The organism is Burkholderia sola (genome assembly GCF_905400185.1).
Taxonomy (GTDB): domain Bacteria; phylum Pseudomonadota; class Gammaproteobacteria; order Burkholderiales; family Burkholderiaceae; genus Burkholderia; species Burkholderia sola.
This window is the reverse complement of sequence record NZ_FR989677.1, coordinates 662,537-687,952: the sequence shown is the minus strand read 5'-3', so window position 1 is coordinate 687,952 and position 25,416 is coordinate 662,537. Positions and strand designations below refer to the sequence as shown.

The 25,416-nt window shown below is 65.7% G+C and carries 27 protein-coding genes and 1 pseudogene; 11 read left to right on the top strand and 17 right to left on the bottom strand.

Going from position 1 to position 25,416, the window contains the following annotated elements:
* The first annotated feature begins 354 nt into the window (after positions 1-354).
* From KR541_RS33125 to KR541_RS33115, 3 genes are all read left to right on the top strand, one after another.
* The gene (locus KR541_RS33125) at positions 355-798 is read left to right on the top strand and encodes an Hsp20/alpha crystallin family protein (RefSeq protein WP_050016923.1); all 444 of its coding nucleotides are present in this window, start codon (positions 355-357) and stop codon (positions 796-798) included.
* Positions 799-834: 36 nt separating this feature from the next.
* Positions 835-1,260 (top strand): Hsp20/alpha crystallin family protein, encoded by a 426-nt coding sequence (locus KR541_RS33120; protein WP_050016913.1) that lies wholly within the window; start codon positions 835-837, stop codon positions 1,258-1,260.
* A gap of 67 nt (positions 1,261-1,327) precedes the next feature.
* Positions 1,328-1,519: a hypothetical protein gene (locus tag KR541_RS33115; RefSeq protein WP_124592782.1), complete on the top strand. Its 192-nt coding sequence runs from the start codon at positions 1,328-1,330 to the stop codon at positions 1,517-1,519.
* Positions 1,520-1,534: 15 nt separating this feature from the next.
* Here the strand turns inward: KR541_RS33115 and KR541_RS33110 are convergent, their stop codons facing one another.
* The 5 genes from KR541_RS33110 to KR541_RS33095 form a co-directional block, all read right to left on the bottom strand.
* Positions 1,535-1,966 carry a hypothetical protein gene (locus KR541_RS33110; RefSeq protein WP_124555811.1) on the bottom strand — a complete coding sequence of 144 codons (432 nt, stop codon included), beginning with the start codon at positions 1,964-1,966 and terminating at the stop codon, positions 1,535-1,537.
* Positions 1,942-2,229, bottom strand: a complete 288-nt coding sequence (locus KR541_RS36845) for a DUF6402 family protein (protein ID WP_252996708.1) — start codon at positions 2,227-2,229, stop codon at positions 1,942-1,944. Before KR541_RS36845 ends, KR541_RS33110 begins: the two co-directional genes overlap by 25 nt.
* Positions 2,226-3,224 (bottom strand): DUF6402 family protein, encoded by a 999-nt coding sequence (locus tag KR541_RS33105; RefSeq protein WP_252996707.1) that lies wholly within the window; start codon positions 3,222-3,224, stop codon positions 2,226-2,228. The genes KR541_RS36845 and KR541_RS33105 overlap by 4 nt, the downstream gene beginning before the upstream one ends.
* 87 nt (positions 3,225-3,311) lie before the next feature.
* Positions 3,312-3,860, bottom strand: coding sequence for a hypothetical protein (locus KR541_RS33100; protein ID WP_089490398.1), 549 nt, complete (start codon positions 3,858-3,860; stop codon positions 3,312-3,314).
* Positions 3,861-3,911: 51 nt separating this feature from the next.
* Positions 3,912-4,979 (bottom strand): hypothetical protein, encoded by a 1,068-nt coding sequence (locus KR541_RS33095; protein ID WP_050016915.1) that lies wholly within the window; start codon positions 4,977-4,979, stop codon positions 3,912-3,914.
* A 263-nt stretch (positions 4,980-5,242) separates the two neighbouring features.
* Here KR541_RS33095 and KR541_RS33090 point away from each other — a divergent pair, with 263 nt between their 5' ends.
* The gene (locus KR541_RS33090) at positions 5,243-5,542 is read left to right on the top strand and encodes an H-NS histone family protein (RefSeq protein WP_080334363.1); all 300 of its coding nucleotides are present in this window, start codon (positions 5,243-5,245) and stop codon (positions 5,540-5,542) included.
* A gap of 415 nt (positions 5,543-5,957) precedes the next feature.
* Positions 5,958-6,383, top strand: coding sequence for an Hsp20/alpha crystallin family protein (locus tag KR541_RS33085; protein WP_216090103.1), 426 nt, complete (start codon positions 5,958-5,960; stop codon positions 6,381-6,383).
* A gap of 141 nt (positions 6,384-6,524) precedes the next feature.
* Here KR541_RS33085 and KR541_RS33080 read toward each other — a convergent pair whose 3' ends face one another.
* The 5 genes from KR541_RS33080 to KR541_RS33060 all read right to left on the bottom strand — a co-directional run bounded on the left by KR541_RS33080 (position 6,525) and on the right by KR541_RS33060 (position 11,612).
* Entirely contained in the window at positions 6,525-7,523 is a 999-nt protein-coding gene (locus KR541_RS33080; RefSeq protein WP_089490399.1) for a transketolase family protein, read from the bottom strand.
* Entirely contained in the window at positions 7,520-8,365 is an 846-nt protein-coding gene (locus KR541_RS33075; RefSeq protein WP_089490400.1) for a transketolase, read from the bottom strand. Before KR541_RS33075 ends, KR541_RS33080 begins: the two co-directional genes overlap by 4 nt.
* A 49-nt stretch (positions 8,366-8,414) precedes the next feature.
* Positions 8,415-9,740, bottom strand: coding sequence for an MFS transporter (locus KR541_RS33070; protein ID WP_124630191.1), 1,326 nt, complete (start codon positions 9,738-9,740; stop codon positions 8,415-8,417).
* A gap of 74 nt (positions 9,741-9,814) precedes the next feature.
* A complete protein-coding gene (locus KR541_RS33065; RefSeq protein WP_050016904.1) occupies positions 9,815-10,564 on the bottom strand; it encodes an SDR family NAD(P)-dependent oxidoreductase in 750 nt (249 codons plus the stop codon).
* Between the two features lie 148 nt (positions 10,565-10,712).
* Positions 10,713-11,612 carry a LysR substrate-binding domain-containing protein gene (locus KR541_RS33060; RefSeq protein WP_089490401.1) on the bottom strand — a complete coding sequence of 300 codons (900 nt, stop codon included), beginning with the start codon at positions 11,610-11,612 and terminating at the stop codon, positions 10,713-10,715.
* Here KR541_RS33060 and KR541_RS33055 point away from each other — a divergent pair.
* From KR541_RS33055 to dctA, 3 genes are read left to right on the top strand one after another with little or no spacing between them, the layout of a single operon-like run.
* Complete coding sequence (locus tag KR541_RS33055; RefSeq protein ID WP_150126546.1) at positions 11,611-11,838, top strand: hypothetical protein; 228 nt, start codon at positions 11,611-11,613, stop codon at positions 11,836-11,838. The genes KR541_RS33060 and KR541_RS33055 overlap by 2 nt on opposite strands.
* A 17-nt stretch (positions 11,839-11,855) precedes the next feature.
* Positions 11,856-12,776, top strand: a complete 921-nt coding sequence (locus tag KR541_RS33050; RefSeq protein ID WP_050016900.1) for a LysR family transcriptional regulator — start codon at positions 11,856-11,858, stop codon at positions 12,774-12,776.
* Between the two features lie 34 nt (positions 12,777-12,810).
* Entirely contained in the window at positions 12,811-14,142 is a 1,332-nt protein-coding gene (dctA, locus tag KR541_RS33045) for a C4-dicarboxylate transporter DctA (protein ID WP_213347065.1), read from the top strand.
* 24 nt (positions 14,143-14,166) lie between these two features.
* On the opposite strand, the gene KR541_RS33040 is transcribed toward dctA, so the two are convergent.
* Complete coding sequence (locus tag KR541_RS33040) at positions 14,167-14,949, bottom strand: substrate-binding domain-containing protein (RefSeq protein ID WP_050016896.1); 783 nt, start codon at positions 14,947-14,949, stop codon at positions 14,167-14,169.
* 55 nt (positions 14,950-15,004) lie between these two features.
* Entirely contained in the window at positions 15,005-16,300 is a 1,296-nt protein-coding gene (tcuC, locus tag KR541_RS33035) for an MFS transporter (RefSeq protein WP_089490404.1), read from the bottom strand.
* Positions 16,301-16,645: 345 nt separating this feature from the next.
* Here tcuC and KR541_RS33030 point away from each other — a divergent pair, with 345 nt between their 5' ends.
* A complete protein-coding gene (locus KR541_RS33030; protein ID WP_050016892.1) occupies positions 16,646-18,154 on the top strand; it encodes a GGDEF domain-containing protein in 1,509 nt (502 codons plus the stop codon).
* A 110-nt stretch (positions 18,155-18,264) separates the two neighbouring features.
* Here KR541_RS33030 and KR541_RS33025 read toward each other — a convergent pair whose 3' ends face one another.
* Complete coding sequence (locus KR541_RS33025) at positions 18,265-19,164, bottom strand: LysR family transcriptional regulator (RefSeq protein WP_050016890.1); 900 nt, start codon at positions 19,162-19,164, stop codon at positions 18,265-18,267.
* Between the two features lie 110 nt (positions 19,165-19,274).
* On the opposite strand from KR541_RS33025, the gene KR541_RS33020 reads away from it, so the two are divergent.
* Together KR541_RS33020 and KR541_RS33015 are read left to right on the top strand one after the other, a co-directional pair.
* Positions 19,275-20,138: an SDR family oxidoreductase gene (locus tag KR541_RS33020; RefSeq protein WP_176015959.1), complete on the top strand. Its 864-nt coding sequence runs from the start codon at positions 19,275-19,277 to the stop codon at positions 20,136-20,138.
* Between the two features lie 31 nt (positions 20,139-20,169).
* Positions 20,170-20,334 (top strand): annotated as a pseudogene (locus tag KR541_RS33015) (cupin domain-containing protein); the annotation flags it as partial.
* Between the two features lie 42 nt (positions 20,335-20,376).
* Here the strand turns inward: KR541_RS33015 and KR541_RS33010 are convergent.
* From KR541_RS33010 to KR541_RS32995, 4 genes are all read right to left on the bottom strand, one after another.
* Positions 20,377-21,279, bottom strand: a complete 903-nt coding sequence (locus KR541_RS33010; RefSeq protein WP_050016886.1) for a GNAT family N-acetyltransferase — start codon at positions 21,277-21,279, stop codon at positions 20,377-20,379.
* A 63-nt stretch (positions 21,280-21,342) separates the two neighbouring features.
* Positions 21,343-22,530: a M20 aminoacylase family protein gene (locus KR541_RS33005; RefSeq protein WP_050016884.1), complete on the bottom strand. Its 1,188-nt coding sequence runs from the start codon at positions 22,528-22,530 to the stop codon at positions 21,343-21,345.
* Positions 22,531-22,599: 69 nt separating this feature from the next.
* Complete coding sequence (locus KR541_RS33000) at positions 22,600-24,057, bottom strand: aldehyde dehydrogenase family protein (RefSeq protein WP_216090102.1); 1,458 nt, start codon at positions 24,055-24,057, stop codon at positions 22,600-22,602.
* Complete coding sequence (locus KR541_RS32995; protein ID WP_089490488.1) at positions 24,054-25,331, bottom strand: NAD(P)/FAD-dependent oxidoreductase; 1,278 nt, start codon at positions 25,329-25,331, stop codon at positions 24,054-24,056. The genes KR541_RS33000 and KR541_RS32995 overlap by 4 nt, the downstream gene beginning before the upstream one ends.
* Positions 25,332-25,416 lie beyond the last annotated feature (85 nt).

Genomic DNA, 25,416 nt, shown 5'->3' with positions numbered 1-25,416 from the left:
GGCACGTCGATGTTGCGCCGTGCTGCCGAACGAGGCCGATAGGCAAGCCTCGGTGGCTGCGGCCCCCGCAAATCTTTCGATTTGAAAGCTTTGTATGCGCGCGGCCGGCCGTGAGCCGGCGACGTCCGTTCGCGCGCTGAATGCGGTCGGCGCGGAGGTTGACCGAGGGTTGATCAGGATGACGCCCCCCCCCTTGAAATTCACGCGCCGTATCCTATTTTAGGTATCGCTCAAGGCAGTCGCGGTTTTCGCGCTGCGTGTTTCGATTTGTTAGTCAGCGACTCTCTCGCGGATGGACGAACTGGAGCGCGTGGTCCGGTTCGTCCCCTGCAGGGGGCACAACAGGAGCCAGTCATGAGCGATATCTTCTTCCCCACCGATCTGCTGGCGGAATTCGACCGCCTGCAACGGCAGATGGCCAGCGCATTTACGGGCTTTCCGGCCAGTCTGCGCGCGCCGCGCCCCGGTACGTTTCCCCCCGTCAACATCGGCAGCACCGACGACACGGTCGAGATCGTCGCGTTCGCGCCGGGTCTCGACCCCGCGAAGATCGACATCTCGGTCGATCGCCGGCTGCTGACGATCAGCGGCGAGCGGACTCCCCCGGACGATGGCACGACCGACGACGAGCGACGCGTCTACGCGAACGAGCGGTTCATGGGCGCGTTCCGCCGCGTGGTCGAACTGCCGCAGCACGCGGACCCCGACAAGATCGACGCGCGCTATGCGAACGGCTGCCTGACGATCAGCGTCGGCAAGTCGGAAGCCTCGAAGCCGCGGGCGATTACCGTCCAGTAAACAGCACGACGTCACGAACGCATGACGGAGGACATCATGAGTGACACCAACACCACTGAACTGACGACCCGTTCGACCGATACGCGAACGGCCGTGACGAACCGTGAAGCGGCTCAGCGCGACACGCCGCGCACGCGGATTGCGCCCGCCGTCGACATCGTCGAGGATGCGCACGGCATCACGCTGTACGCGGACCTGCCGGGCGTGCCGCGCGACAAGCTCGACGTCCGCGTGCACGACGGCAGCCTGGCCATCGAAGCGGAAGCCGTCGTCCCGACGCCGGCGGGATTGCGTCTGCAGCACGGCGAAGTGCAGCATCCGCACTTCTCGCGCGCATTCACGCTCAGCCCGGATTTCGACGTGTCGCGCATCGACGCGCAACTGCGCGACGGCGTGCTGAAACTGAGCATCCCGCGGCGCGAAGAAGCGAAGCCGCGGCGAATCCAGGTGACGGCGGGGTGAGGAGGTTCGCCGCAAGCGCTACATGAAGCGGCGCAAGCCGCGAGGCTTGCGCCGCTTCATGCGCAGAATGCGAGCGTCCCGCGTCGGCGCAGGCGGCCCGGGCGTTGCGCGTCGACACGCGGCTGTCGAACGGCCGACCGATCATCCGAGCCACGACCGGATGTCGCTCGGCACCACGTCGATCTACGTGTCGCCGGAAGAGGCGCGGATGCGCCGCGAGGCGGCGAAGTACCATGCCCGGCTAACACGCGACGTCTGAGTGCGTCTCCCGATCTTATGAAAAGAACGCGAGCAGTCGTTGCAGCAACGGTATGCGTGCCGTCCACCAGTCCGTTCGGGACGGCGGCATGGCAATGAAGCGCAACGGAGACGACTTCGACTGGTCGTAGTAGAAAATGTTGTCGTCGCTGTACCGCAGTTCCGTGGGTGCTGCATCGTTGAGCGTGCGCACCGCAAAATAACGCTCCGCCAGCACGTCTCCTGCCGGACCCATCACCCGGAGTCGAATTTCGTCACCATCGGCAAAAGAGCGGGGCGCCCCACATAGCTCGATCTTGTACTTCTTGCCACCGAACTCTTTCGTTCCCCCGTTAAGATCCTGCGTATAGCTCTCGCAACCTTCGTATGACTTCCGTAACGCAAGAGACGGAATCGCTAGTACCAAGACAAGCGCGATCGCGATTACATGTTTTCTGGTGATCTGCATATTTCGCCGAGATTGATCTTAATGGGATTGGTCAGCTTGAGATATTGCAGATTTGAATATATCACGAAATCCTCTCCGCGATTATGCTTGTTTCTCCAATCGTTGTACGTTCGGTTGAAAACAGGATAGTGCACGTCGCACGCTCTAAATTTTTTGACGATGCCTTTACGGGTATCGATCGGTTTATCTAGAAAGTCATCAATCAGATAATTCCATTTGATCTTGGACTCGACGTCGGGCGAATTTCCGAGGTTCGAGTTCACGCCGCTCCGGTACAGAAGCTCCGAATTCTCCCACCATTCGTGATCACCATGCCGCTTTTATTCCAGTGTCCCAAATACTGACTGCTCGATCCCGGCTTCCCGTCATTGAAGGAGTAGCTGTCTTTTATGTAGGCGTAGATATGGGTTATGGATGCAGTCAGGTCAGCGCAGTACGATTTCGTCTTCTCCTGGTTGTTGTATTTGTAATATCTGTCTCCGGAAAACTCGACGCGCCCGATCGCAGCATAGATGTTGAAGTTGGCCAGGGCAGCGGTCAAATCGGTCGGCGCATAAGGAAGGCCGCCCGTCGTGTCAAAGCTGGACACTTTCACCCACTGGAATTGCCACTTCCTGCAAAACTCGACGAGATTGCCCTTGTCGCCAACCGTCTGGAAATCAAAATCCACCGACGAGCCGAATTTTTCCTTCACCACATCCCGCAGCAAATCTCTCAACAGCACTCTGGCATTCTCGTTGTAGATGCTTTTCGAGATAAGCTCGTCATAACGCTCGCGGACCTTCCCGAACTTTAGCGCCCATTCAAGCGTCACGATCGTGTTATCAAAGGGTTGGTCCGTTTTGAAACTGTTATCCCAAACGTGTTTCGGGCCGCTGAACCATCGCCTGGCAAGCTTGGCTGCAACAGGCCATTTCATCCGCTCCATCGCAGTGGGAACGTCCAGTAAATCGAAGGGTGGGGGATTCTCGCAATCCTCCGCGTCGGCTGGCTCTGTCGGCTTGGGAGGTGGAACCTGCTTGGCGGGTGGCGCCTTTGCCGGCTCCGACGCTTTCGTCGTCTCGGGCTTCGTCGGCATGGGCTCCGGAAGCTTGAACGGCTTGGGTTGGCCAGGAGCAAGCCGATCCATGCAGATGCCTTGCGTTGTATTCAAAGGAACGCATCCATCGGCCCCGGCGTATTCCTTCCACTTCGGCAGTGAAAATGGAATGGACGACGACTTAATTTCATAATACGGCACTTTCTTGACGTCTGGCATAGGGCCTTGGATATCGACTTTTCAAACGGACAGGCATCAGATTAATCGATGCATCTGAAAATCGAACGGCAATAATGAAAACAACTGTCAGATCAAGCCGCGATCGCGCAGGATGAAAAGGTAGGGGCAATCCGCCGGTGGCACGATCGACACGGAAGGCTTGGTCGCCAGCCGAGCCAACATTGCGCTTTCGAGTTCGGCCGCCTGGTTGTCCAACCACCCTGGCTGCCACGCTCGGGCCCACGCGAGCCAGGCCGCTGGCGACAGGCTGGCGGCCGCGGTCGGCCTCGATGGCACGTAAACCGCGTCACGCCACGAGAGGCCCGAATGGAACCGCACGCCAGTGACTCGAAGATGCTTGCGTGTGCAAACGAAGATGAACGCGCGGTGTGGCCGCTCGTCATACAGCACATCCGGCTCATGCACACCTCTCGCCGGCGCAGCGGAAACCGGTCCAGTCCATTCGAATTCCAGGGTAGCGCCGGTTCGCTCGGCCTGGTCGCGGTTGTAGAGGCCACCATCAATGTAGGCGTTCATGCCTGCGTCACCGAGGATCGGGCCGCCGATAAACGAGCCGGATTCTACGATGTCGCGCGCAATGTACGGCGCTGTTTCATGCGTCAATTTGATCGGCATAGCTCGACACTGTGTTAGAAAAGTGGCCGGCCATGCCGGCTTGGTTGTACGTCACCGGATCCCCGCTGCCTTACGCTCGAGCGGCGAGAATTTGCGTAGCGACGCGTAGGGATCGACGAGCCGTCGCGGCGCACGAAGCAGCTTGACGCCAGGTGTTAGCAAGCCGCCAAAGCCCAAGCCGGCGACGACTCCGGCCGCTATGCGCAGATTCGACCAGTCTGCTGGCATGATGCAAATCAACATGATCGCGATGATGCTGACGCCGAACATTACCTTCAGAAAGAACCATGGTGCTGAGAGCGCGTCGATGTCGAGGATCGAGCACGGAATCTCTTCCGATTCGTATTCCTCTTTCTCACGGACCAACTCCAAGTCGAGCGGTGCCGGCCGACTGGAGACCGGATTGACCAGGCGTTCGGTAAGCGCTGCAGTGACCACGTCAACCGCAGGGAACTCGTGCGGCCACCGATGATGTTCCGCCACACCGTAGGCCCGCAGGATCGACAGCACCCAGGCAGGATGGTTGATCGGTTCTAGCAGTTGGCCGTCTAGCACGACCCAATACATGGTCTGATGGGCGTGCATCGCCGCGTAGATCGCGAGGCGATCGGCGGCCGGGTAATCGTACGGCGCAACGTGCGCCGGGATCCATTGCGCACCCATATCGCGGAAGAATCCCACGCGATTCTTGCCCTCGTGCGCCAGAAATAGACCGAGCGGTTTGATCCAGATGAACTCGGCTCGATCGTAGCCTTCTGCCGTCGCGCGAGCCGGGTCTTGCAACCTGGCCAGCAGAGCCGGTCGCTCGTTCTCAGGAACAGAGGAGGTAGTCCATCGCCAGCTCGCGCCGATCGTCTGCGAAACAGGCGCAAGCGCGCTAAACGAATCGCCGCACGGTTCGAGTTTGCTGAACGGAAAGACGGTTCTGAAAAAAGATGCTCCGATCCGTGGGCCGTAGGCACCGTCGTGGAACGGTTCAATGAGACGCCGACCGGCCGCACTGCGGCATGCGAGCTCGTCGACTTCGTATTTTGCGTCGACGAGCAGCTTGATCTCGTCGCGCAGCTTCGAGGAAATGTTGTCCACGACGGCTTCGAGTGAGGTGGTAGTTGCGCTCATCGCTTGTTCCATTTTCAAGTCGCTCTCAACCGACTGACCGGGTATATATGTGCCTCGTGCGGGCGTAGCTTTACATTGAAATCAAAATCTAGAGACGTATGAAATGCAACATTTGCACATGGACGTCGCATACCCGTCTTCGAACCTGTGCCGCGAAAAACGGAAACCGACCGTATTTGTGGTTATGCCGGAACCGTGTCGACGAGACCGAGTTTGCCGACTAGGCTACTCATTCGCTGTTTAACTGATTATCCTCTGTCTCCATGGCAACTTATCTTGAATTGAAAGCGCAGGCTGATGCATTGGCACAGCAAGCAGAAGAAGCACGTCTCGCTGAGCTGGACAACGTCATTGCAACGATGCGCGAGCAGATCGCTGAGTACGGCATCACGGCAGAGCAGCTGTTTGGTCGCCGACGTGCCGTAGCGGCAGTAGCGCGCGCGCCGCTGGCACCTAAGTATCGTGATCCGAAAACGGGTGCGACCTGGGGTGGCCGCGGTAAGGCGCCGCGATGGATTGCAGGGAAGAATCGTGCCCGCTTTCTGATTCAGGAAGCCGAATAACTCGAAAGTTTGCCTAACGGAGTTGCGGTGATCGGGTAGACAGACTGGGTCCGGACGTGACGGCTTCGAGCTCGGATCTCGTCACGACACCGGGGAGGACAGTTGCCGCAGCAGGCGAACTCGTTCTGGCTCGATAGCCGGCAACGGACATGGTTGCACCGTTTGCGCGCGACGTGGGGCGAAGACGTCGTCGTTCAGATATACGGCGGGTGGGTACGATTGCGCGGCGATGACGGCGACTGGCGCTTCGCCAGCAAGGCGGAACTCCATTTCGCGACGCTGCGCAGACGGCGTCAAAGCCAATCAGCAACTCTTTGATTAATAAGTACCTTATTTAAAGGGCGGACCGGAGAGCCTTGTCGCAGCTAGATCGGCCTACACCGGTAAACTGCACCGAAATCCAGGGGACCCCATCATGAGTGACACCAACACCACTGAACTGACGACCCGTTCGGCCGATACGCGAACGGCCGTGACGAACCGTGAAGCGGCTCAGCGCGACACGCCGCGCACGCGGATTGCGCCCGCCGTCGACATCGTCGAGGATGCGCACGGCATCACGCTGTACGCGGACCTGCCGGGCGTGCCGCGCGACAAGCTCGACGTCCGCGTGCACGACGGCAGCCTGGCCATCGAAGCGGAAGCCGTCGTCCCGACGCCGGCGGGATTGCGTCTGCAGCACGGCGAAGTGCAGCATCCGCACTTCTCGCGCGCATTCACGCTCAGCCCGGATTTCGACGTGTCGCGCATCGACGCGCAACTGCGCGACGGCGTGCTGAAACTGAGCATCCCGCGGCGCGAAGAAGCGAAGCCGCGGCGAATCCAGGTGACGGCGGGGTGAGGAGGTTCGCCGCAAGCGCTACATGAAGCGGCGCAAGCCGCGAGGCTTGCGCCGCTTCATGCGCAGAATGCGAGCGTCCCGCGTCGGCGCAGGCGGCCCGGGCGCTGCGCGTCGACACGCGGCTGTCGAACGGCCGACCGATCACCCGAGCCACGACCGGATATTCACGCGCATCGCGCCAGCCGAGATTCCGTAGCGCTCATGCAACGTCGGCAGCGCGCCCGCGGCGAGATACGCATCCGGCAGCGCGATCTGCCGGAACGGCACCGCCACGCCCGCCGCAAGCAACGCGGTCGCGACCGCTTCGCCGAGCCCGCCGATCGTCGTATGGTTCTCCGCGACGATGACCATGCGCCCTTTTCGCGCAGCCTCGCGGACGATGGTCGCCGTGTCGAGCGGCTTGATCGTCGGCACGTGCAGCACGGCGACATCGACGCGATCGGCTTCGAGCGCCTTCGCCACCTCGAGCGCACGCATCGTCATGATCCCGGACGAGATCAGCAGCACGTCGTTGCCGTCGCGCAGCAGCTTGGCCTTGCCGAGTTCGAAGCGGTAATCGTATTCGTCGAGCACGGCCGGCACGTTGCCGCGCAGCAGGCGCGCATACACCGGCCCCTTGTGCGCGGCGATGGCCGGCACCATCTGTTCGATGTCCAGCGCGTCGCACGGATCGATCACGGTCATGTTCGGCATCGCACGCATCAGCGCCAGATCCTCGGCGGCCTGGTGGCTCGGCCCGTAGCCGGTCGTGAGCCCAGGCAACGCGCAGATCAGCTTCACGTCGAGATCGTCTTCGGCGATCGCCTGATGAATGAAGTCGTACGCGCGGCGCGTCGCAAACACCGCATAGGTCGTGACGAACGGCTGCGCGCCTTCGTGCGCGAACCCGGCGGCGGCCCCCATCAGCAACTGCTCGGCCATGCCCATCTGGTAGTACCGCTCGGGGAATGCCTTCGCGAAGAGGTGCAGGTCGGTGTATTTGCCGAGATCGGCCGTCATGCCGATCACGTTGCCGTTCGTGCGGGCGAGTTCGGTCAGCGCATGGCCGAACGGCGCGGAGCGGGTCGCCTGCCCTTCGGCCGCGATGGAGGCGATCATCGCCGACGTCTTCAGGCGCGGCTTGTTGTCGACGGTGCTCATGCGTGTCTCCCTGCTTCGAGTGCGTCGAGCGCGAGTTGCCATTCGTGCGCATCGACCCGGATGAAATGGCTTTTCTCGCGTGCTTCGAGGAACGGCACGCCGCACCCCATCTTCGTGTCGCAGACGATGATGCGCGGCTGCGGTGCGTCATGCTGGCGCGCGTGGTCGAACGCGCGTTTCACCGCGTCGATGTCGTTGCCGTCCACGCGTTGCACGTACCAGCCAAAGGCCTCGAGCTTGTCGACCAGCGGCTCGAACGCCATGACCTGCGTCGACGGGCCGTCGGCCTGCTGGTTGTTCACGTCGACGATTGCGATCAGGTTGTCGAGCTTCCAGTGCGCGGCCGACATCAGCCCTTCCCAGACCGCGCCTTCGTCGAGTTCGCCGTCGGAAAACAGCGTGTAGACGAACGCATCCGAGCCCTTGCGCTTCAGCCCCAGACACCGGCCGACCGCGATCGTCAGGCCCTGCCCGAGCGAGCCGCCGGACATTTCCATGCCGGGCGTGTAGCTCGCCATGCCGGACATCGGCAAGCGGCTGTCGTCGCTGCCATAGGTGTCGAGTTCCGCGGCCGGCAGGATGCCGGCTTCGAACAGCGCCGCGTACAGCGCGATCGCATAGTGCCCGTTCGACAGCAGGAAGCGGTCGCGCCCTTCCCAGTCGGGATCGTCGGCGCGATAGCGCATCGCGCCGAAATACGCGACGGCCAGCACGTCGGCGATGTCGAGCGCCTGGCCGACATAGCCCTGCCCCTGCACTTCGCCCATCAGCACGGCGTTTCGTCGGATGCGGTACGCGCGCTCGGCGAGCGGGACCGCGTCATGGATGGTTTCGGTAGCCATCGATTACTCCAGTATCAGGTCGGAAGGAATGCAAATGAATCGGCGGTTGTCAGCGGTTCACGGACCGGGGCACGACGAACACCAGCAGCGCACCGGCCGCGATCGCGACCGAGATGAACACGAGCCCCGCGGTGGACTTGCCGGTCAGGTCGTTCAGCCAGCCGACGATCGCCGGCGAGAAGAAGCCCGCTAGATTTGCGAAGCAGTTGACCGCGGCGATGCCCGCCGCCGCCGACATCCCGCCCAGCAACGCGGTCGGCAGCGACCAGAACTGCGACGACGACGCGAGGATGCCGGCCGACGCGATGCTCAGGCACACGATCGACGCGCCGACGCTGCCGAGCATCGGCAACGTGGCGAAGCCCGCCGCCGCGACCAGCATCGGCACCGCGAGATGGAAGCGGCGCTCGCGGCGACGATCCGCGCTGATGCCGATCAGCGGCAGCGCGACGATTGCACAGGCATACGGAATCGCGGTGAACAGGCCGACCCACAGCGGATCGGCGACGCCGGCCTTGCGAATGATCGTCGGCAGCCAGAACGTGAGGCCGTACTGCCCGAGCACCACGCAGAAGTAAATCGCGGCCATCACCCACAAGCGGCGATCCGCGACGAACGTTCGAATCGACACATGGGCGGTGGTGTGCGCGGCGTCGGCCGACACGTTGCGCGCGAGCAAGGCTTTTTCCGCGTCGGTCAGCCACTTCGCGCCGGCGATGCCGTCGTCGAGATACAGCAGGATCGCGAAGCCCAGCACGAACGAAGGCAGCGCCTCGAGCAGGAACAGCCACTTCCAGCCGGCCATCGACATCGCGCCGTGCAGCGAGTGCATGATCGCGCCCGACAGCGGCCCGCCGATGATCCCGGCGAGCGGAATCGCCATGAAGAACAGCGACAGCGCCTTCGCGCGCCGCGCCGACGGGAACCAGTACGTGAGGTACAGGATCACGCCCGGCGCGAAGCCGGCTTCGGCGACGCCGAGCAGGAACCGCAGCGCGTAGAACGCAGCGGGCGATTTGACGAACACGAAGCTCGCCGAAATCACGGCCCAGGTCAGCATGATGCGCGCGAGCCAGCGGCGCGCGCCGACGCGATGCAGGATCAGATTGCTCGGCACCTCGAACAGGAAATAGCCGAGGAAGAAGATGCCTGCGCCCATCCCGTAGACCGTCTCGCTGAAGCGCAGGTCGTTGAGCATCTGCAGTTTCGCGAAGCCGACGTTGACGCGGTCGAGATACGCGCCGAGGTAGCACAACATCAGAAACGGGATCAGCCGGCGCGCGACCTTCGCGTAGGTCGCCGCTTCGAACGTCTGCGCGTCGTTCCGTTGCAGAGGCTCGCCATGGACCGGCGATGCGGGGTACTTTGCTCTCATCCTTGTCTCCTGCCATGGCCCCGGGTTGTCCCGGGTGCATGATGGTCGGCGCCGCGCATCGGGCGGCGCCGTTCTCAGTGAATCAGCATCCCGCCGTTGACGTCGAGCGTGATGCCCGTCAGATAGCTCGACAGGTCGCTCAGCAGGAACAGGCACGCATGGGCGACGTCGGCGGCATCGCCGAGCCGGCCGAGCGGAATGCCCTTGACGATGTCCTCGCGCATGTCGGGCGTCAGCTTGTCGCCGGTGATGTCGGTCTGGATCAGGCCGGGCGTGATCGAATTGACGCGGATGCGGTCGGCGCCGAATTCGCGCGCCATCGCCTTCGCGAGGCCGAGCACGCCGGCCTTGGCGGCGCTGTAGTGCGGGCCGCCGAAGATGCCGCCGCCGCGTTGCGCGGACACCGACGACATGCAGACGATGCTGCCGCCGCGCTGCGTCTGCATCGCGGGCAGCACGGCTTGCGACATGTACAGCGTGCCGCGCAGGTTCACGTCGACGATCGCATCGAAATCACGCGCCGAGATATCGAGCGTGCGCACGGGCTGCGTGATGCCGGCGTTGTTGACGAGACCGTCGATGCGGCCGAAGTGCTCCAGCGTCGCGCGAGCGGCCGCCGCGCACGCGTCGCGGTCGGTCACGTCGCACGCGAGGCCGAGATGGCGGGCGCCGAGTTCGGCGGCGGCCGTTTCCGCATCCTCGCGGCGAAGGTCGAGGATCGCCACGCGTGCGCCCTGCGCGGCCAGCGCGCGGGCCGTGGCCTTGCCGATCCCGCGCGGCGACGCGGCGCCGGTGACGATGATGGTCCGGTTGTCGAGCAACATCGCTTGTCTCCTGTGTTGATGTGTTGTCCGGAGTGTCGGCTCACCGGACACCCGCATCAACGCGGAAACGCTCAGCCATAGTTGAGAAAAATTCAGATGACGGCGCGCGGCCCGCCGATGCTGCAACGCAAAATCACGGATGCGCCGCTCAGCCCGCCCCGCCGTGCGCCGCGACCTCCCGCTCGATCCACGCCAGAAAGCGCTTCACGCGCGGCAGTTCCGCGTTCTGCCGCGGGTAAACGAGATGATGCGCGCCGACTTCGACCGCATGGGCGTCGCCGAACACCGGCACCAGCAGCCCTTCGCGGATCCTCACCGACGCGAGCATCAGGCTTTCGAGCGCGATGCCGAGGCCGAGCGCGGCGGTCTCGAGCGACATGTACGAACGGTCGAACGAAAAATCGAAGGTCTTCTGCGCCGCCAACGGCACGCCGGTCCGGCCGAACCACTGCTTCCACTGGACCAGCGGCGTTTCGGAATAGATCAGCCGGTGCGCGAGCAGGTCTTCCGGCGCGTTCACCGGATGCCGTTCGAGATAGCGCGGCGACGCGAGCGGCGCGATGAACTCGCCGCGCACGGTCCGGACCTCGAGGTTGTCCCAGTTGCCGTAGCCGTGCCGGACGTCGATATCGTAGAAGCCGTTCGAGAACGACACGTTTTCGTACGAGCACGCGAGGTTCAGCTGGATATCGCCGTTCGCCTCCTGAAACGACGACAGGCGCGGCAGCAGCCACATCAGCCCGAAGCTCGGGCTCGAATGCACGCGCAGGATATCGACCTCGGTTCGGCTCGACGCGCGCTCGGTCGCGCGGCTCAGATCGGCCAGCGAGCCGGTGACATCGGCCAGGTAGCGTTCGCCGGTCGGCGTGAGGACGAGGCCGCGCCCCGAACGCTGAAACAGCGGCTGCCCGATCTGCGATTCAAGATTGCTGAGCTGATGACTGACGGCGGATGCGGTCAGGCCGAGCTCTTCCGCCGCGCGGTTCACGCTTTTGGTCCGGGCGACGCTTTCGAACGCGATGATGGCCTTGAGCGGCGGAATGCGCATGCTGGAATCCGTTGAAGAGAGCGGCCCGGCGCTGCGCCAGCGCTGGCGCATTGCCCGCCCAAAAGCGATACGGTACATCAGGAAGCGGCGTCGGGCGGCCCGATTCGCGGCTCGGCCCGCGCGATTCCGGCCGGCCGTGCCGCACACCGCGCCGCGCCAACGCGGCCGCATCGACGACGCCACACGCCTGACGCCCACGGAATCATGCAAAATGCTGCGCATCTGAGTGGCGGAGTTCGACCGGTGGGCATCAATTTCGATTTGACGGACTTGCAGGCGTTTCGCGCGGTCGTGGAAACCGGCAGTTTCCGCAAGGCCGCCGAAGCGGTCAGCCTGTCCCAGCCTGCGTTGAGCCGCCGGATCGACAAGCTCGAAGACGCGCTCGGCGTGCGGCTCTTCGAGCGCACCACGCGCCGTGTCGCGCTCACCACCGTCGGCCGCGTGTTCGCGCAGAGCGCCGAACAACTGCTCGACGATCTCGACGCCGCGCTGCTCGGCATCCGCGACGTGTCGTCGAGCCGCCTGGGCCATGTGACGATCGCGTGCGTACCGTCGGTCGCCTACTATTTCCTGCCACCCATCATCGCCCGCTATCATCAGCGCTTTCCGCGCATCCGGGTGAAGCTGCTCGACGCCAGCGCCAACGAAGTGCTGGGCGCCGTCATCAGCGGCGAGGCGGATTTCGGCGTGAGCTTCATCGGCAGCCAGGAGGCGGAGGTCGAGTTCAAGGTGCTGCTCCAGGAGCGGTTCGTCGCCGCCTGTCGCCGCGACCACCCGCTCGCGCGCAAGAAGCGCGTGACCTGGAACGAGCTTTACGAGCACGATTACGTGTCGGTGGACAAGACGTCCGGTAATCGCCTGCTGCTCGACCAGGCATTGGCGGCCGTCGCGCCGCGCAAGCCGAGCGTCTGCGAGGCGCGCCACGTCACGACCCTGCTCGGGCTGATCGAGGCGGGGCTCGGCGTCGCCGCGGTGCCGTCGATGGCGATGCCGGGGCATGACCATCCTGTCCTCACGAGCGTGCCGCTCGTCGAGCCGGCCGTGAAGCGGCGCGTGGGTATCGTCAAGCGGCGCGGGCGCTCGCTGACGCCGGCCGCCGAGGCGTTCCACCGGATGATCGTCGACGCGAAGCGCGGCGACGCCGGCGGCGGCACATCGGCATGACGACGACGGAACGGAAACGAAGGAAGGCTGCATCGTGAGGTGGACCCGGCTGTTCAAATCGCTGTACGTGCAGGTCCTGCTCGCGATGATGCTCGGCATCGGCATCGGTCACGTGTGGCCGGCGGCGGGCGCGATGCTCAAGCCGCTCAGCGACGCGTTCGTCGCGCTCGTGAAGATGACCATCGCGCCGATCGTCTTTTGCACGATCGTGTCGGGCATCACGTCGCTGTCGAACGGGCGGGCCATCGGCCGCACGATCGTGCGCGCACTGGCGCTTTTCTATCTGTTGACGGCCGCCGCGCTCGCGTTCGGGCTCGTCGTCGCCTACGTGCTGCAACCGGGCGCCGGCATGCATATCGACGTCCGTCATCTGGATGCGAGCATCCTCGCGCCGTATGCGAAGCATGCGGAGCCGCGCAGCCTCGTGGCGTTCGCGCTCGGCATGATTCCGGACACGATGCTCGGCGCGTTCGCCACCGGCGAAGTGTTGCCGGTGCTGCTGCTGTCGCTGTTGTTCGGCTTCTCGCTGAATGCGCATCCGCGCGCCGCCCGGCCCGTGCTGGCGCTGATCGACGGCATCGCGCAGATCGTGTTTCGCGTGCTCGCGATGATCATGCGGCTCGCGCCGCTCGGCGCATTCGGTGCGATGGCGTTCACGGTGGGCCGCTTCGGGATCGGCTCGGTCGGCTCGCTCGCGAAGCTGATGGTGTGCTTCTACGTGGCCTGCGCGCTGTTCGTCGCGCTGGTGCTCGCCCCGCTCGCGCGACTGCACGGATTCGCGCTGTGGCGGCTCCTGCGCTACCTGCGCGAAGAGTTGCTGATCGTCCTCGCGACCTCGTCCACGGAGCCGGTCCTGCCGCGCCTGATCGTCAAGCTGGAAGCGCTCGGCTGCGACAAGGGCGTCGTGGGGCTCGTGCTGCCGGCCGGCTATTCGTTCAATCTCGACGGCACCGCGATCTATCTGACGCTCGCGGCGTTGTTCATCGCGCAAGCTTGCGACGTCCCGCTTTCCGCGCCGCAGGTCGCGACGATGCTCGCGATCATGCTGGTCACGTCGAAAGGGGCGGCCGGCGTGTCCGGCAGCGGGCTTGTCGCGCTGGTCGCGACGCTCGCCGTGATGCCCGACCTGCCGGTCGCCGGGGTCGCGCTGCTGGTCGGCATCGACCGCTTCATGTCGGAGGCGCGCGCGCTGACCAGCGTGATCAGCAACGCGTGCGCGGTGATTTTCGTGTCGGTGTGGGAAGGTGCGTGCGACCGCGCGCGTCTGGTGCAGCGGCTCGCGGCGGCCGGGCCGGCGTTGCCGGACGCGGCCGATGAAGACAGTGCCGCGGCAGACGGCGGCGGGAGTGACGGGAAGACGATCTGATGCGCGCCTTCCCGTCGATCGGGTTCAATGCGCGGAAACGGAATCCAGGCCGGTCGACTTCACGTCGGCCTGCACGTCGGGCGACGCAAGATAGTCGAGCAGCGCCTTCGCTTCCTTGGGGTGCTGCGCGCCGACCGGGATGCCGGCGGCGAAGCGCGTGACGGACTGCAGCGATTCGGGGATCTTGCCGACGAAGGTCGCGCCCTTGACGGGCAGCAGCTCGCTGACCTGCTGGAAGCCGATTTCGTAGTCGCCGTTCGCGACCACCGACGCCACCGGAATCCGCGGGATCATCTTCGCCTTCGACTTCACCTGTTCCTCGATCCCGAGCTTCTTGAACAGTTCGCGTTCGATATACACGCCGCTCGCGCTGTCCGAATAGGCGATCGATTTCGCGTGCAGCAGCACCTGCTTGAGGCCGTCGGCGGTGCTGATGTCGGGCTTGGCCGCCCCGTCGCGCACGACCATGCCGATGCGCGAGTCGGCCAGATCGACGCGCGAGTCGGGGATGACCTTGCCCTGCTTGATCAGATCGTCGAGCGCGTAGCCGACCATGATCACGGCGTCGGCCGGCTCGCCGCGCGCGAGCCGGTTCGGAATCGCTTCGGGCGACTTGCCCATCGACGGGCCGAGCGCGGTCGCGAGCGTATTGCCCGTCGTGGACGCGAACCGCGGGCCGAGCACCTTGTACGCGGCGGTGAAGCCGCCCGAGCTCATCACGTGCAGTTCGGCGGCCTGGACGTTGGCCGCGACCGCCGCGGTGGCGACGAGCGCGGTCGCGCAGTATTTCAGGAACAGGTTTCTCATGGTCGTGGTCGTGCGGATGCGTGGGTGGGAATGAACGTTCCGGATCGGCCGGACATCAATGCGCGGGCGTCAACGTCGCCGTGCGGTGACGATACAGCGCGAACGTCGCGAGCAGCGCGCACACGGCGGCGAAGCTCATCCAGTAGCCCGGTGCGGCCTTGTCGCCCGTCGCGTGAATGAGCGCGGTCGAGATGGCCGGCGTGAAGCCGCCGAACACGGCCGTCGCGAGGCTGTACGCGAGCGAGAAGCCCGCGACGCGCACCTGCACCGGCATCACTTCGGTGAGCGCGACGATCATCGCGCCGTTGTAGATCCCGTACATGAACGACAGCCAGAGCAGCACGAGCAGCATGTTGACGAACGACGGCGCGTGAGCGAGGAACGACAGCGCCGGATACGCGGTCACGACGGTGAGCATCGTCATGCCGACCAGCAGCGGCCGGCGGCCGATCCGGTCGGACAGCGCCCCGCCGATCGGCAGCCACACGAAGTTCGACACGCCGACGCACAGCGTCACGAGCAGGCTGTCGGCGGTGCTCAGATGCAGCACGGTCTTGCCGAAGGTCGGCGCGTAGACGGTGATCAGATAGAAGCTCGTGGTGGTCATCGCGACCAGCATCATGCCGGCGATCACGACGCCCCAGTTCTGGACCAGCGTACCGAACACTTCCTTCATGCCCGGACGATGCTTGCGGGCCTTGAACTCCTGGGTTTCCTCCAGGTTGCGGCGCAGCATGAAGATGAACGGCACGATCATGCAGCCGACGAAGAACGGCACGCGCCATCCCCAGGCGCCGATCTGCGATGCGCTCAGCCACTGATTGAGCGCGAAGCCGAGGCCCGCTGCGATGACGATCGCTACCTGCTGGCTGGCCGATTGCCAGCTCGTGAAGAAGCCCTTGCGGCCCGGCGTCGCGAGCTCGGCCAGATAGACCGACACGCCGCCCAGTTCCGCGCCCGCGGAAAAGCCCTGCAGCAGCCGGCCGATCAGCACGAGCACGGGCGCGAGCAGCCCGATCGTCGCGTAGCCCGGCACGAACGCGATCAGGATGGTGCCGCTCGCCATGATCGACAGCGTGACGATCAGCCCCTTGCGGCGGCCGACCTCGTCGATGTACGCGCCCAGCACGATCGCGCCCAGCGGGCGCATCAGGAAGCCGGCGCCGAACACGGCGAAGGTCATCATCAACGATGCGAACTCGCTTTGCGCGGGGAAGAAGACGTTGGCGATCTGCGTGGCGTAGAAGCCGAACAGGAAGAAGTCGAACTGCTCGAGAAAGTTGCCGGCCGTGACGCGAAAGATCGCGGCGGCCTTCGAGCGTTCGGCCGGAAGGCTGGACGAGGGGTGCATCTGGGTGTCTCCTGAAAATCCTGGAATACGCGGGAGGGGCTGGTCGATTGTCGTTTTCCGGCATGTTGGCGCGGTATCGATCAAACGATAAGTGCGATTTTTGGAAGGATTGATGCAGTGTGGTTATCAATCGACGTGATTTGCACGGGTCCAGGGCCGCGCCCGGGCCGTCTCGCCGCATGGCCGCGTGGCCGCACACGTTTGCGTCGTCGCGTCGTGCCGTGGTCGTCGACGGGCTGTCGAAGGGCAGCCATGCAGGCCTCGATTTTTTGTTAACCGTGCCGTTAACGGGAATTGGACCCGCGCCGGCGCAAGTGCAGCCGGCATCTCAACACGAGCGCGAGCATGCCCGCATTCACTTCGATCGAGAAAATCGCCGACTGGGCCGGACGCCACCCGTTCGTCGTCGGCGCGTTGGGCACGCTGATGTCGCTTGCGGCGCTCGCGATCAGCGCGGTGACGCTGTGGGTCGCGCGCAGCGAAGTCGTCGAGCATGCGCACGAGACGTCGCGCAACGTCGCGGCCGTGCTCGCGAGCCAGATCGCGAGGACGGTCGAAACGTCGAACAACGCGCTGATCGCGCTGGCGGCCGACCTCGGCAAGCCGGCCGTGCAGCGCATGGACGCCGGGTTGCGGCACGACCTGCTGTTCGAGCGCACCGCCGCGCTATACGTGACCGGCATGGGCGTGACCGACAGTCGCGGCCGGCTGATCGACGGATGCTGCAGCACGACCCACCGGTGGGACTTCGCCGATCGCGACTACTTCAAGGTCCATCGCGATGCGGACAACGTCGGGCTCTACGTCTCCCAGCCCTATCGCGCACGCTCGCGCGGCGGCAAGGAATCCATCGCGCTGTCGCGACGCATCGAGCGGCCGGATCATGCGTTCGACGGGATCGCGGTCGTCGCCGTCGATCTCGCCTACTTCGAGCAGTTGCTGTCCCGCCTCGATGTCGGGCCGAACGGGGTCAGCGCGATCGTGCGCGCGGACGGCACGATCCTCGCGAGAAACCCGTCGTTGAACGAAGGCCAGATGAACCTCCTGCGTCGCTCGACCTCCTTCAAGCGGATGGTAAACAGCGAATCCGGCTTCTATCCCGCGCGTTCGAGCATCGACGGCATCGTGCGGTTGTATACCTACCAGCGGATACCGGGCACCCCGTTGATCGCGGTCGTCGCGCCGGCCGAACACGACGTGCTGGCCGGCATCCGGCGCCTGTCGTGGACGGTCGGCGTGTCGGCATCCGTGATCTGCGCATTGTTCGGTGCGGTGGTCTGGCTGCTGGCCTTCGCGTTGCGCGACAATTTCCGCAAGCAGACGCTGCTGACCGATCTCACGCGTACCGATCCGTTGACCGGATTGCGCAATCGTCGCGCGCTCGATACCGCGCTGGCCGACGAATGGGAGCGGTTGCAGCGCGGCAGCGGCGGCACCCTGTCGGTGCTGTTCATCGACGCCGATCACTTCAAGCAGTACAACGACCGGCACGGGCATGCGCAGGGCGACACCGCGCTGCGCTTTCTCGCCGAATGCATCCGCGCGCATACGCGGCGGCGCGGTGACCTCGCCGCGCGCTACGGCGGCGAGGAATTCGTCGCGGTGTTGCCCGATACGGATGAAAGCGGCGCCGCGCGGGTCGCCGAAGCGATTCGCCGCGAGGTGGAACGCAACCGGCTCGACGGGTTTGCGGAAACCGTTCCGCCTTTCACCGTCAGCATCGGCTGTGCGACCGGCCGGCGCGCGCGGCACGCTTCCATGCACGCGCTGTCGCACCAGGCGGACATGGCGCTCTACCGCGCGAAGCGCGAAGGCCGGAACCGCGTGTGTTGCGCGCAGCCCGAGCCGGCGTGAACGCGGCGGTTCGGATCGGGACGGACGGCGGCACATGCGCTGCCGATCGCGACGGCATTCCGCTCAGGACGTCGCGACAACGCGCGTGCGCTGCCGCAATCATGGCCGTTTCACTGTCCGGGTTCGATATACGCGGCCAGTTCTTCCGGCTCACCTGACGGAAACGCGTCCTTCAGGTGATCGAGAAACGCGGACACGCGCGTGCTCAATAATCGCCTGGACGGATACAGCGCCCACAGCGCGATATCGGAACCCGGCACGTCGCCCCAACTGACGAGCGTGCCGGCGGCCAGGTCGCGGCTCACCAGTGACGCCGGCAGGCACGCGGCGCCCAGGCCGAGGCGGACCGTATCGCGCACCATGCTCAGCGACGACAGCCGTGCCACGGGGTCGATCGGGATGCGCGCCGTCCCGGCCGGCCCGGCGACCTCCCAGGCAGTGCGCGTGTCGTTCGCGCCGCGCACCACGGCCGGTGCGGGCGCGTCGCCGCCCGGCCGCGGCAGTTCGGGCCGCGCGACGACGACCAGCCGGTCGCGCAGGAACACGCGCCCGATCAGGCTCTCGTCGGGGTCCGGGTTCACGCGGATCACGAGGTCGTACCCTTCCTCGATCATGTCGACGGGCCGGTCTTCGGTCGTCACCTCCAGCCGGACGTCCGGGTATCTCAGCGCGAACGTCGCCACCAGCTTGCCCATCGCGAACTGGGAAAACAGCATCGGCGCGCTGATGCGCAGCCGGCCGCGCGGCCGCTCGCTCCCCGCTGCGATCGCCGATGCGCTGTCGGCCAGCTCCGCGAGCAGCGCGCCCGTCCGCTCGTAGAGCGCGCGCCCTTCCTGCGTGAGCTTCACGCCGCGCGAGCCGCGCTCGAACAGACGCAGCGACAGGCTGTTCTCCAGTTCCGCGACGCGGCGCGACAGCGTCGCCTTCGGGCGATCCGCGACCCGCGCAGCCTCCCCGAAGCTGCCATGGCGGGCGACGAGATTGAAATCGGCGAGAGCGAGCAGGTCCATGTGTTCCACCAGTGAGACGATATGTCTATTTATCACATCTTCCGGATCATAGGTGGATCACATAACTTACGTGGGCAGTCAATCCCATCGTTATCTCAGGAGTGAACATCATGACCATTCTCGTTACCGGCGCCACCGGCCGTGTGGGCCGCCAGGTCGTCCGTCAACTCGTCGATCGCGGCGCCGACGTACGCGTGCTGGTGCGCGATCCGGCCAAGGCCGATTTTCCGGCGGCGGTGACCGTCGCGCAGGGCGACATGCTCGACGTCGACGCGCTGCGGGCGGCCTTCTCCGGCGTGCGCACGCTGTTCCTGCTCAACGGCGTGGCGGGCGACGAATTCACGCAGGCGCTGATCGCGCTGAACCTGGCCCGCGAAGCGGGCATCGAGCGCGTCGTCTATCTGTCGGTCCTGCACGCCGACCGCTTCGTCAACGTGCCGCACTTCGCGGTGAAATTCGGCGCCGAGCGGATGATCGAGCAGATGGGCTTCGGCGCGACGATCCTGCGGCCCGCGTATTTCATGGACAACGAATCGATGGTGAAGGACGTGATCGTCGGGCACGGCGTGTACCCGATGCCGATCGGCGGCAAGGGCGTCGCGATGGTCGACGTGCGCGACATCGCGGAAGTCGCGGCGATCGAGTTGATCCGCCGCAACGATGCGCCGGGCAAGCTGCCGGTCGACACCATCAACCTGGTCGGGCCCGACACGCTGACCGGCACGCAACTGGCGTCGATCTGGTCGGACACGCTTGGCCGCCCCGTTGCGTATGGCGGCGACGATCCCACGCCGTTCGAAGACAATCTGGCGACGTTCATGCCGAAATGGATGGCGTACGAAATGCGGCTGATGGCCGAGCGCTACGTCAGCGACGGGATGGTGCCGGAGGCCGGCGACGTCGAGCGGCTGACCGCGATCCTCGGCCGCCCGCTGCGGACGTATCGCGACTTCGTGGCCGCGCTGGCGCGTTGAGCGGCGTCCCGGGCGATGCCGAGCGCTTACACCCGTCTACTGGATGCACGTCGTGCCGCGCGGCACGCGGCACAACCCGGTCGCCGACGATGAATGCTGGATCGTGCTGATCGAGCCCGTGCCGACGCGGCACACCGGAGACGTGCAGTCGCCGTTGACCCGCGCGATCGACGAGCAACTGGGCCGGACGCACTGACGTCACCGCAGCGCGAGGCAAGCCCGCGCGTGCGGCCGAGGACTACAGCATCGCCTGACTGACGAGTGCGTACTGTCCGCAGACGGGGTCGGCCGGCCCTTCGTGCGCCGACGCCGGCGCGTTGCGCACCATCTTCGAACACGTATCGACCCGCGCCAAACCCTGTTCGGCCAGCCAGTCCGGCAAGCCGGTCCCGTCCGGCACGTCGATGCGGACGAATTCGCCTTCCCGTTGCGTCAGCCAATGGCTGACGAGCGCCTTCGCATACGCATCGTCGCTCGCGCGCGGCGCCGCCACCGGACCGATCACGTCGCCGCGACCGAAGCGCCGCAGCACCGAAAACGCGACCACCTCGCCATCGCGTTCGAGCACGACGCTTTCACCGCGCTGGAACAGCGCGGCCATCAGCGCATCGCGCTGGAGGCCGGACGCGCGTGCGTCCAGCTCGACGAGGCGCGGCCAGTCGGCCGGCGATCCTGCCCGCAGCCGCACGCCTTCGGGCAGGACCACGTCGGCCGGCTGCACCACGTTCCCCTGATACTGGCTCAACGATCCGCACACGTTGAAACCCAGCTTCTCGTACAGCGGCCGGCCGGCCGGCGTCGCATGCAGAAACGTGATGCGCGGCCCAAGTTCGTCGATGAGGATCTCCATCAGCTTGCGGCCGATGCCTCGCCCCTGATGCGCGTCGGACACGATCACATGCCCGATCGCGGCGCGATCCGCACCGTACTTCCAGCACATCGCCGTGCCGATCACCACGCCGTTTTCCTCGGCCGCGAATGCGGTCGACGTGTCGGCGGAAAACTGCCAGTCTTCCGCCCTGAACGGCCAGCGAAGCGCCACCGAGAGCGCGTGGGCCGCGGGGACGTCCGCGGCGGTGAAGCGCCGGTAGCGAAGCGCCGGCATCGTGTCGGAATCGTTCATCTCGTTTTCCTGTTTCATCAAGCAATCGTTACAAAAGTGTCGTCGTGCGCCACGGCCCGACTTCAATGCCGGCTTCGCGCATCATCGCGATCGCGCGAAGTAATGCTGCGCCAACGCGACCCAGTACCGGACGCCGGCCGGAATGATGTCGTCGTTGAAGTCGTATTTCGGGTGATGCAGCGCCGGTGAGGCCGCGCCGTCCTTCGCATTGCCGATCAGCACGTACGCACCCGGCCGTTCCTCCAGCATGAAGCCGAAGTCCTCGGACGTCATGTTCGGCGGCACGTCGCGCTCGACGCGCGCCTCGCCGAACGTATCGCGAATCACCGCTTCGCACAGCGCCGTCTCGGCCGGCGTGTTGACCGTCGCCGGGTAGTACTGAAAAAACTCCACGTCGACCTGCGCGCCATAGGCCGCCGCGAGCCCTTCGCACGCGAGCCGCACGTCGCGCTGCAGCTTCTGCTGCAACGCCGACGACAGCGTGCGGATCGTGCCGCGCAGCTCGGCGGTGTCCGGAATCACGTTGTCCGTCGTGCCCGCATGGAACATGCAGACGGAAATGACCGCCGGGTCGACAGGGTCCTTGTGCCGCGCTGCGATGGTTTGGCACTGCAGCACCATCGAGCACGCGAGCGGCACCGGATCGATGCCCAGATGCGGCTGCGCCGCGTGCGCGCCCTTGCCCGTCACCGTGATCCTGAAGCGCGAGCCCGCGGCCATGATCGGGCCGGTGCGCAACCCGAAATGCCCGGCCGGCAGACCGGGCCAGTTGTGCATGCCGAATACCGCTTCCGTCGGGTATTGCTCGAACAGCCCGTCGTCGATCATCTTGCGCGCGCCCGCGCCGCCCTCTTCGCCCGGCTGAAACACGAAATGGACGGTGCCCGGCAACTGCGGCAGTTCCTTCAGCACGCGTGCGGCGCCGAGCAACATCACGGTATGGCCGTCATGGCCGCACGCATGCATGATCCCGTGCGTGCACGACGCGTGCGCGAAGTCGTTGGCTTCGTGGATCGGCAACGCGTCCAGATCGGCGCGCAGCACGATGCCGCGGCGCGGATCCGCGCCGGGCAGGCTCGCGACGACGCCCGTGCCGCCGAGCCCGCGCGACACCGCATAGCCGAGCGCCTCGAGCTCGCGGGCGACGACGTCCGCCGTCCGGTGTTCTTCGAATCGCAATTCGGGATGCGCATGCAGATCGCGGCGCAGCTTCGCCCAGTGCGCGTGATGCGTTTGCAGCGATGTGTCGGGAATCACGGGGTTGTCCAATTTCGGCACCTTCGGAATGTAGCGGGCTTCGAACTGTACTGCCGGCGCGAATCGCGCGCAGCGACTGCGTCAGTCGTAAAAGCCGACGATCGACTTGATCTCCATGTACTCCTCCATCCCTTCGATCCCGTACTCGCGGCCGTTGCCCGACTGCTTGTACCCGCCGAACGGCGCCTGAGGGTCCCATGCCGGGTAGTTCAGATGCACCTGCCCCGCGCGGATGCGGGCGGCCACCGCGCGTACGCGGTCCTTGTCGGTGCCCTGCACGTGCGCGCCGAGCCCGTAGACCGTATCGTTCGCGATCGCGATCGCTTCGTCGACGGTGTCGTAAGGCAGGATCGCGAGCACCGGGCCGAAGATCTCCTGCTGCGCGATCGCCATGTCGGTGCGCACCTCGGAGAAAATCGTCGGCCGCGCATAAAAGCCGCGCTCGAGACCCGCGGGCCGGCCGGGGCCGCCGGCGATCAGCTTCGCGCGTTCGTCGATGCCCACGTCGATCATCTGCGCAACCCGCCCGAACTGTGCGCGATTGGCCAGCGGCCCGTGCGTCGTGGCCTCGTCGAACGGATCGCCGACGACGAGCGTTTGCATCGCCGCGACGGCCAGTGCCTCGACCTCGCCGAGCACGGCGCGCGGCACGATCATGCGGGTCGGCGCGCTGCACGACTGCCCCATGTTGCGGAACGCGGCGGCCACGCCGGGCGGGACCGCACGCGACAGGTCCGCGTCCGGCAACACGATGTTCGGCGACTTGCCGCCCAGTTCCTGCGCGACGCGCTTGACGGTCGGCGCGGCCGCCTGCGCGACGAGCACGCCGGCGCGCGTCGAGCCGGTGATCGACACCATGTCGACCTCCGGGTGCGACGAAAGCGCCGCGCCCACCGTTTCGCCGCTGCCGCTCACGAGGTTGAAGACGCCGGCGGGCACGCCCGCGTCGGCGAGCACTTCCGCGAACAGCAGCGCGCTGAGCGGCGACAGCTCGCTCGGCTTCAGCACGACCGTGCAGCCGGCCGCGATCGCCGGGCCGACCTTCGCGGTGATCTGGTAGATCGGCCAGTTCCACGGCGTGATCAGCGCACACACGCCGATCGGCTCGCGCGCGACCGCGGTCGTTCCGCGCCGCTCGATGAACGGGTAGCGCGCGAGGTTGTCGCGTGCGACGCGGATATGTTCGGCCGCGAGCGGCACGTGCGCGGCACGCGCATAGCCGATCGGTGCGCCCATTTCCATCGCGAGCGCGGCGGCGAACAGTTCGGCGCGCTCCAGCATCAGCGCATGCACGCGGTCGAGCAGCGCCGCGCGTTCCTGCGGCGACGTCGCGGACCAGCGTTCGAACGCGCGGCGCGCGGCCTGCACCGCGCGGTCGGCGTCGCGCGCACTGCCGAGCGGGATCTCGCCCAGCGTGTCCTCGGTGGACGGACTGACGACTGCGAACCGGTCGCTGCCGTCGGGCAACACCCAGTCGCCGTCGATGAAGAAACGCTCGAGCCGGCCGGCTTGCATCAGGTGAACAACAGGGGAATTCATTGAAAAGAGTCCTTGAGTCGATACCAGGCGCCGACGAACGGCAGGAACCACGGTTTGCCGAAGTGACCCGGAATCGCGGGCCAGTCGAACCCTTTCCACGGGTTGAGGTCGGCGCGTCCGTCCATGATCTCGGCCATCAACGTGCCCATCAGCGTGGCCATGTGCGTGCCGTGGCCGCTATAGCCCATCGAGTAGTAAACGCCGTCTCGCTCGCCCGCGCGCGGCAGCCGGTTGGCCGTCATGTCGACCATCCCGCCCCAGCAGTAGTCGATGCGTACGCTGGCCAGCCCGGGAAACACGGCGGCCAGTTGACGCCGCAGGATCGCGCCGCTCTTTTCGTCCGAACGCGGATTCGACGTCGCGAACCGCGCGCGGCCGCCGAACAGCAGACGGCCGTCGGGCGTCGTCCGGAAGAAGTTGACGAAGTTCTTCGTGTCGGTGGCCATCCGGCGTGTCGGCAGCAGGCGATCGAGCAGCGCGCGCGGCAACGGCTCGGTGACGATGATGAAGGCGCCCACGGGCACGACCCTGCGGCGAATCCAGCCGAACGGCCCGACGTGCGAAATACCGCTCGCGAGCAGCACCTGGCGCGCGCGGATTTCGCCGAGCGGGGTGCGCGCCGCATAGGTGCCGCGCGTGTCCCGCTTCAATTCCAGCACCGGCGCCTGCTCGACGATGTGCGCGCCGCGCGCCTGCGCAGCGCGCGCCAGGCCGCGTACGTAGCGGCCGACATGCATCCCCGCGCTCTTGCCGAACAGCAGCCCGCCGTGATAACGATCCGAGCCGATCTCGTCGCGCAGCTCGGCCTTCGTCACCAGGCGCGTGTCGGGGTCCACGCTCGCCGCGAGCAATGCCTGGCTGCGCGCGAGCTTGTCGTAGTGCTCGGGCTTCGCCGCGAGCTTCAGCTTGCCGGTGCGGGCGAAATGGCAATCGATCGACTCTTCTTTCACGAGCCGCTCGACCGTGTCGACGCCCGCGTCGAACGCCAGATAGAGCCGGTTCGCCAGTTCCGTACCGAGACGTTGCGACAGCGACGCGTAATCCTGCGCGAAGCCGTTGTTGCACATGCCGCCGTTGCGGCCCGACGCCGCCTGGCCGACGGTGCCCGCCTCGCAGACGATCACGCGCGCGCCCTTCTTGGCCAGCGCCAGCGCGGCGGCCGAACCGGTGATCCCGCCGCCCACCACCAGCACGTCGCAGCTGCCGTCGGGCAATTCCGGCGAGTGGCTCACGAATGGCTCCGACGTATCGAGCCAGTACGAACTGAAACGCATCACGCACTCCCAAGCTGTCGCATCGCACTGACGGACCGGCGAACGTTCGCCGCACCGATCCGGCCGCTCGTGGGCGGTCCGGCTC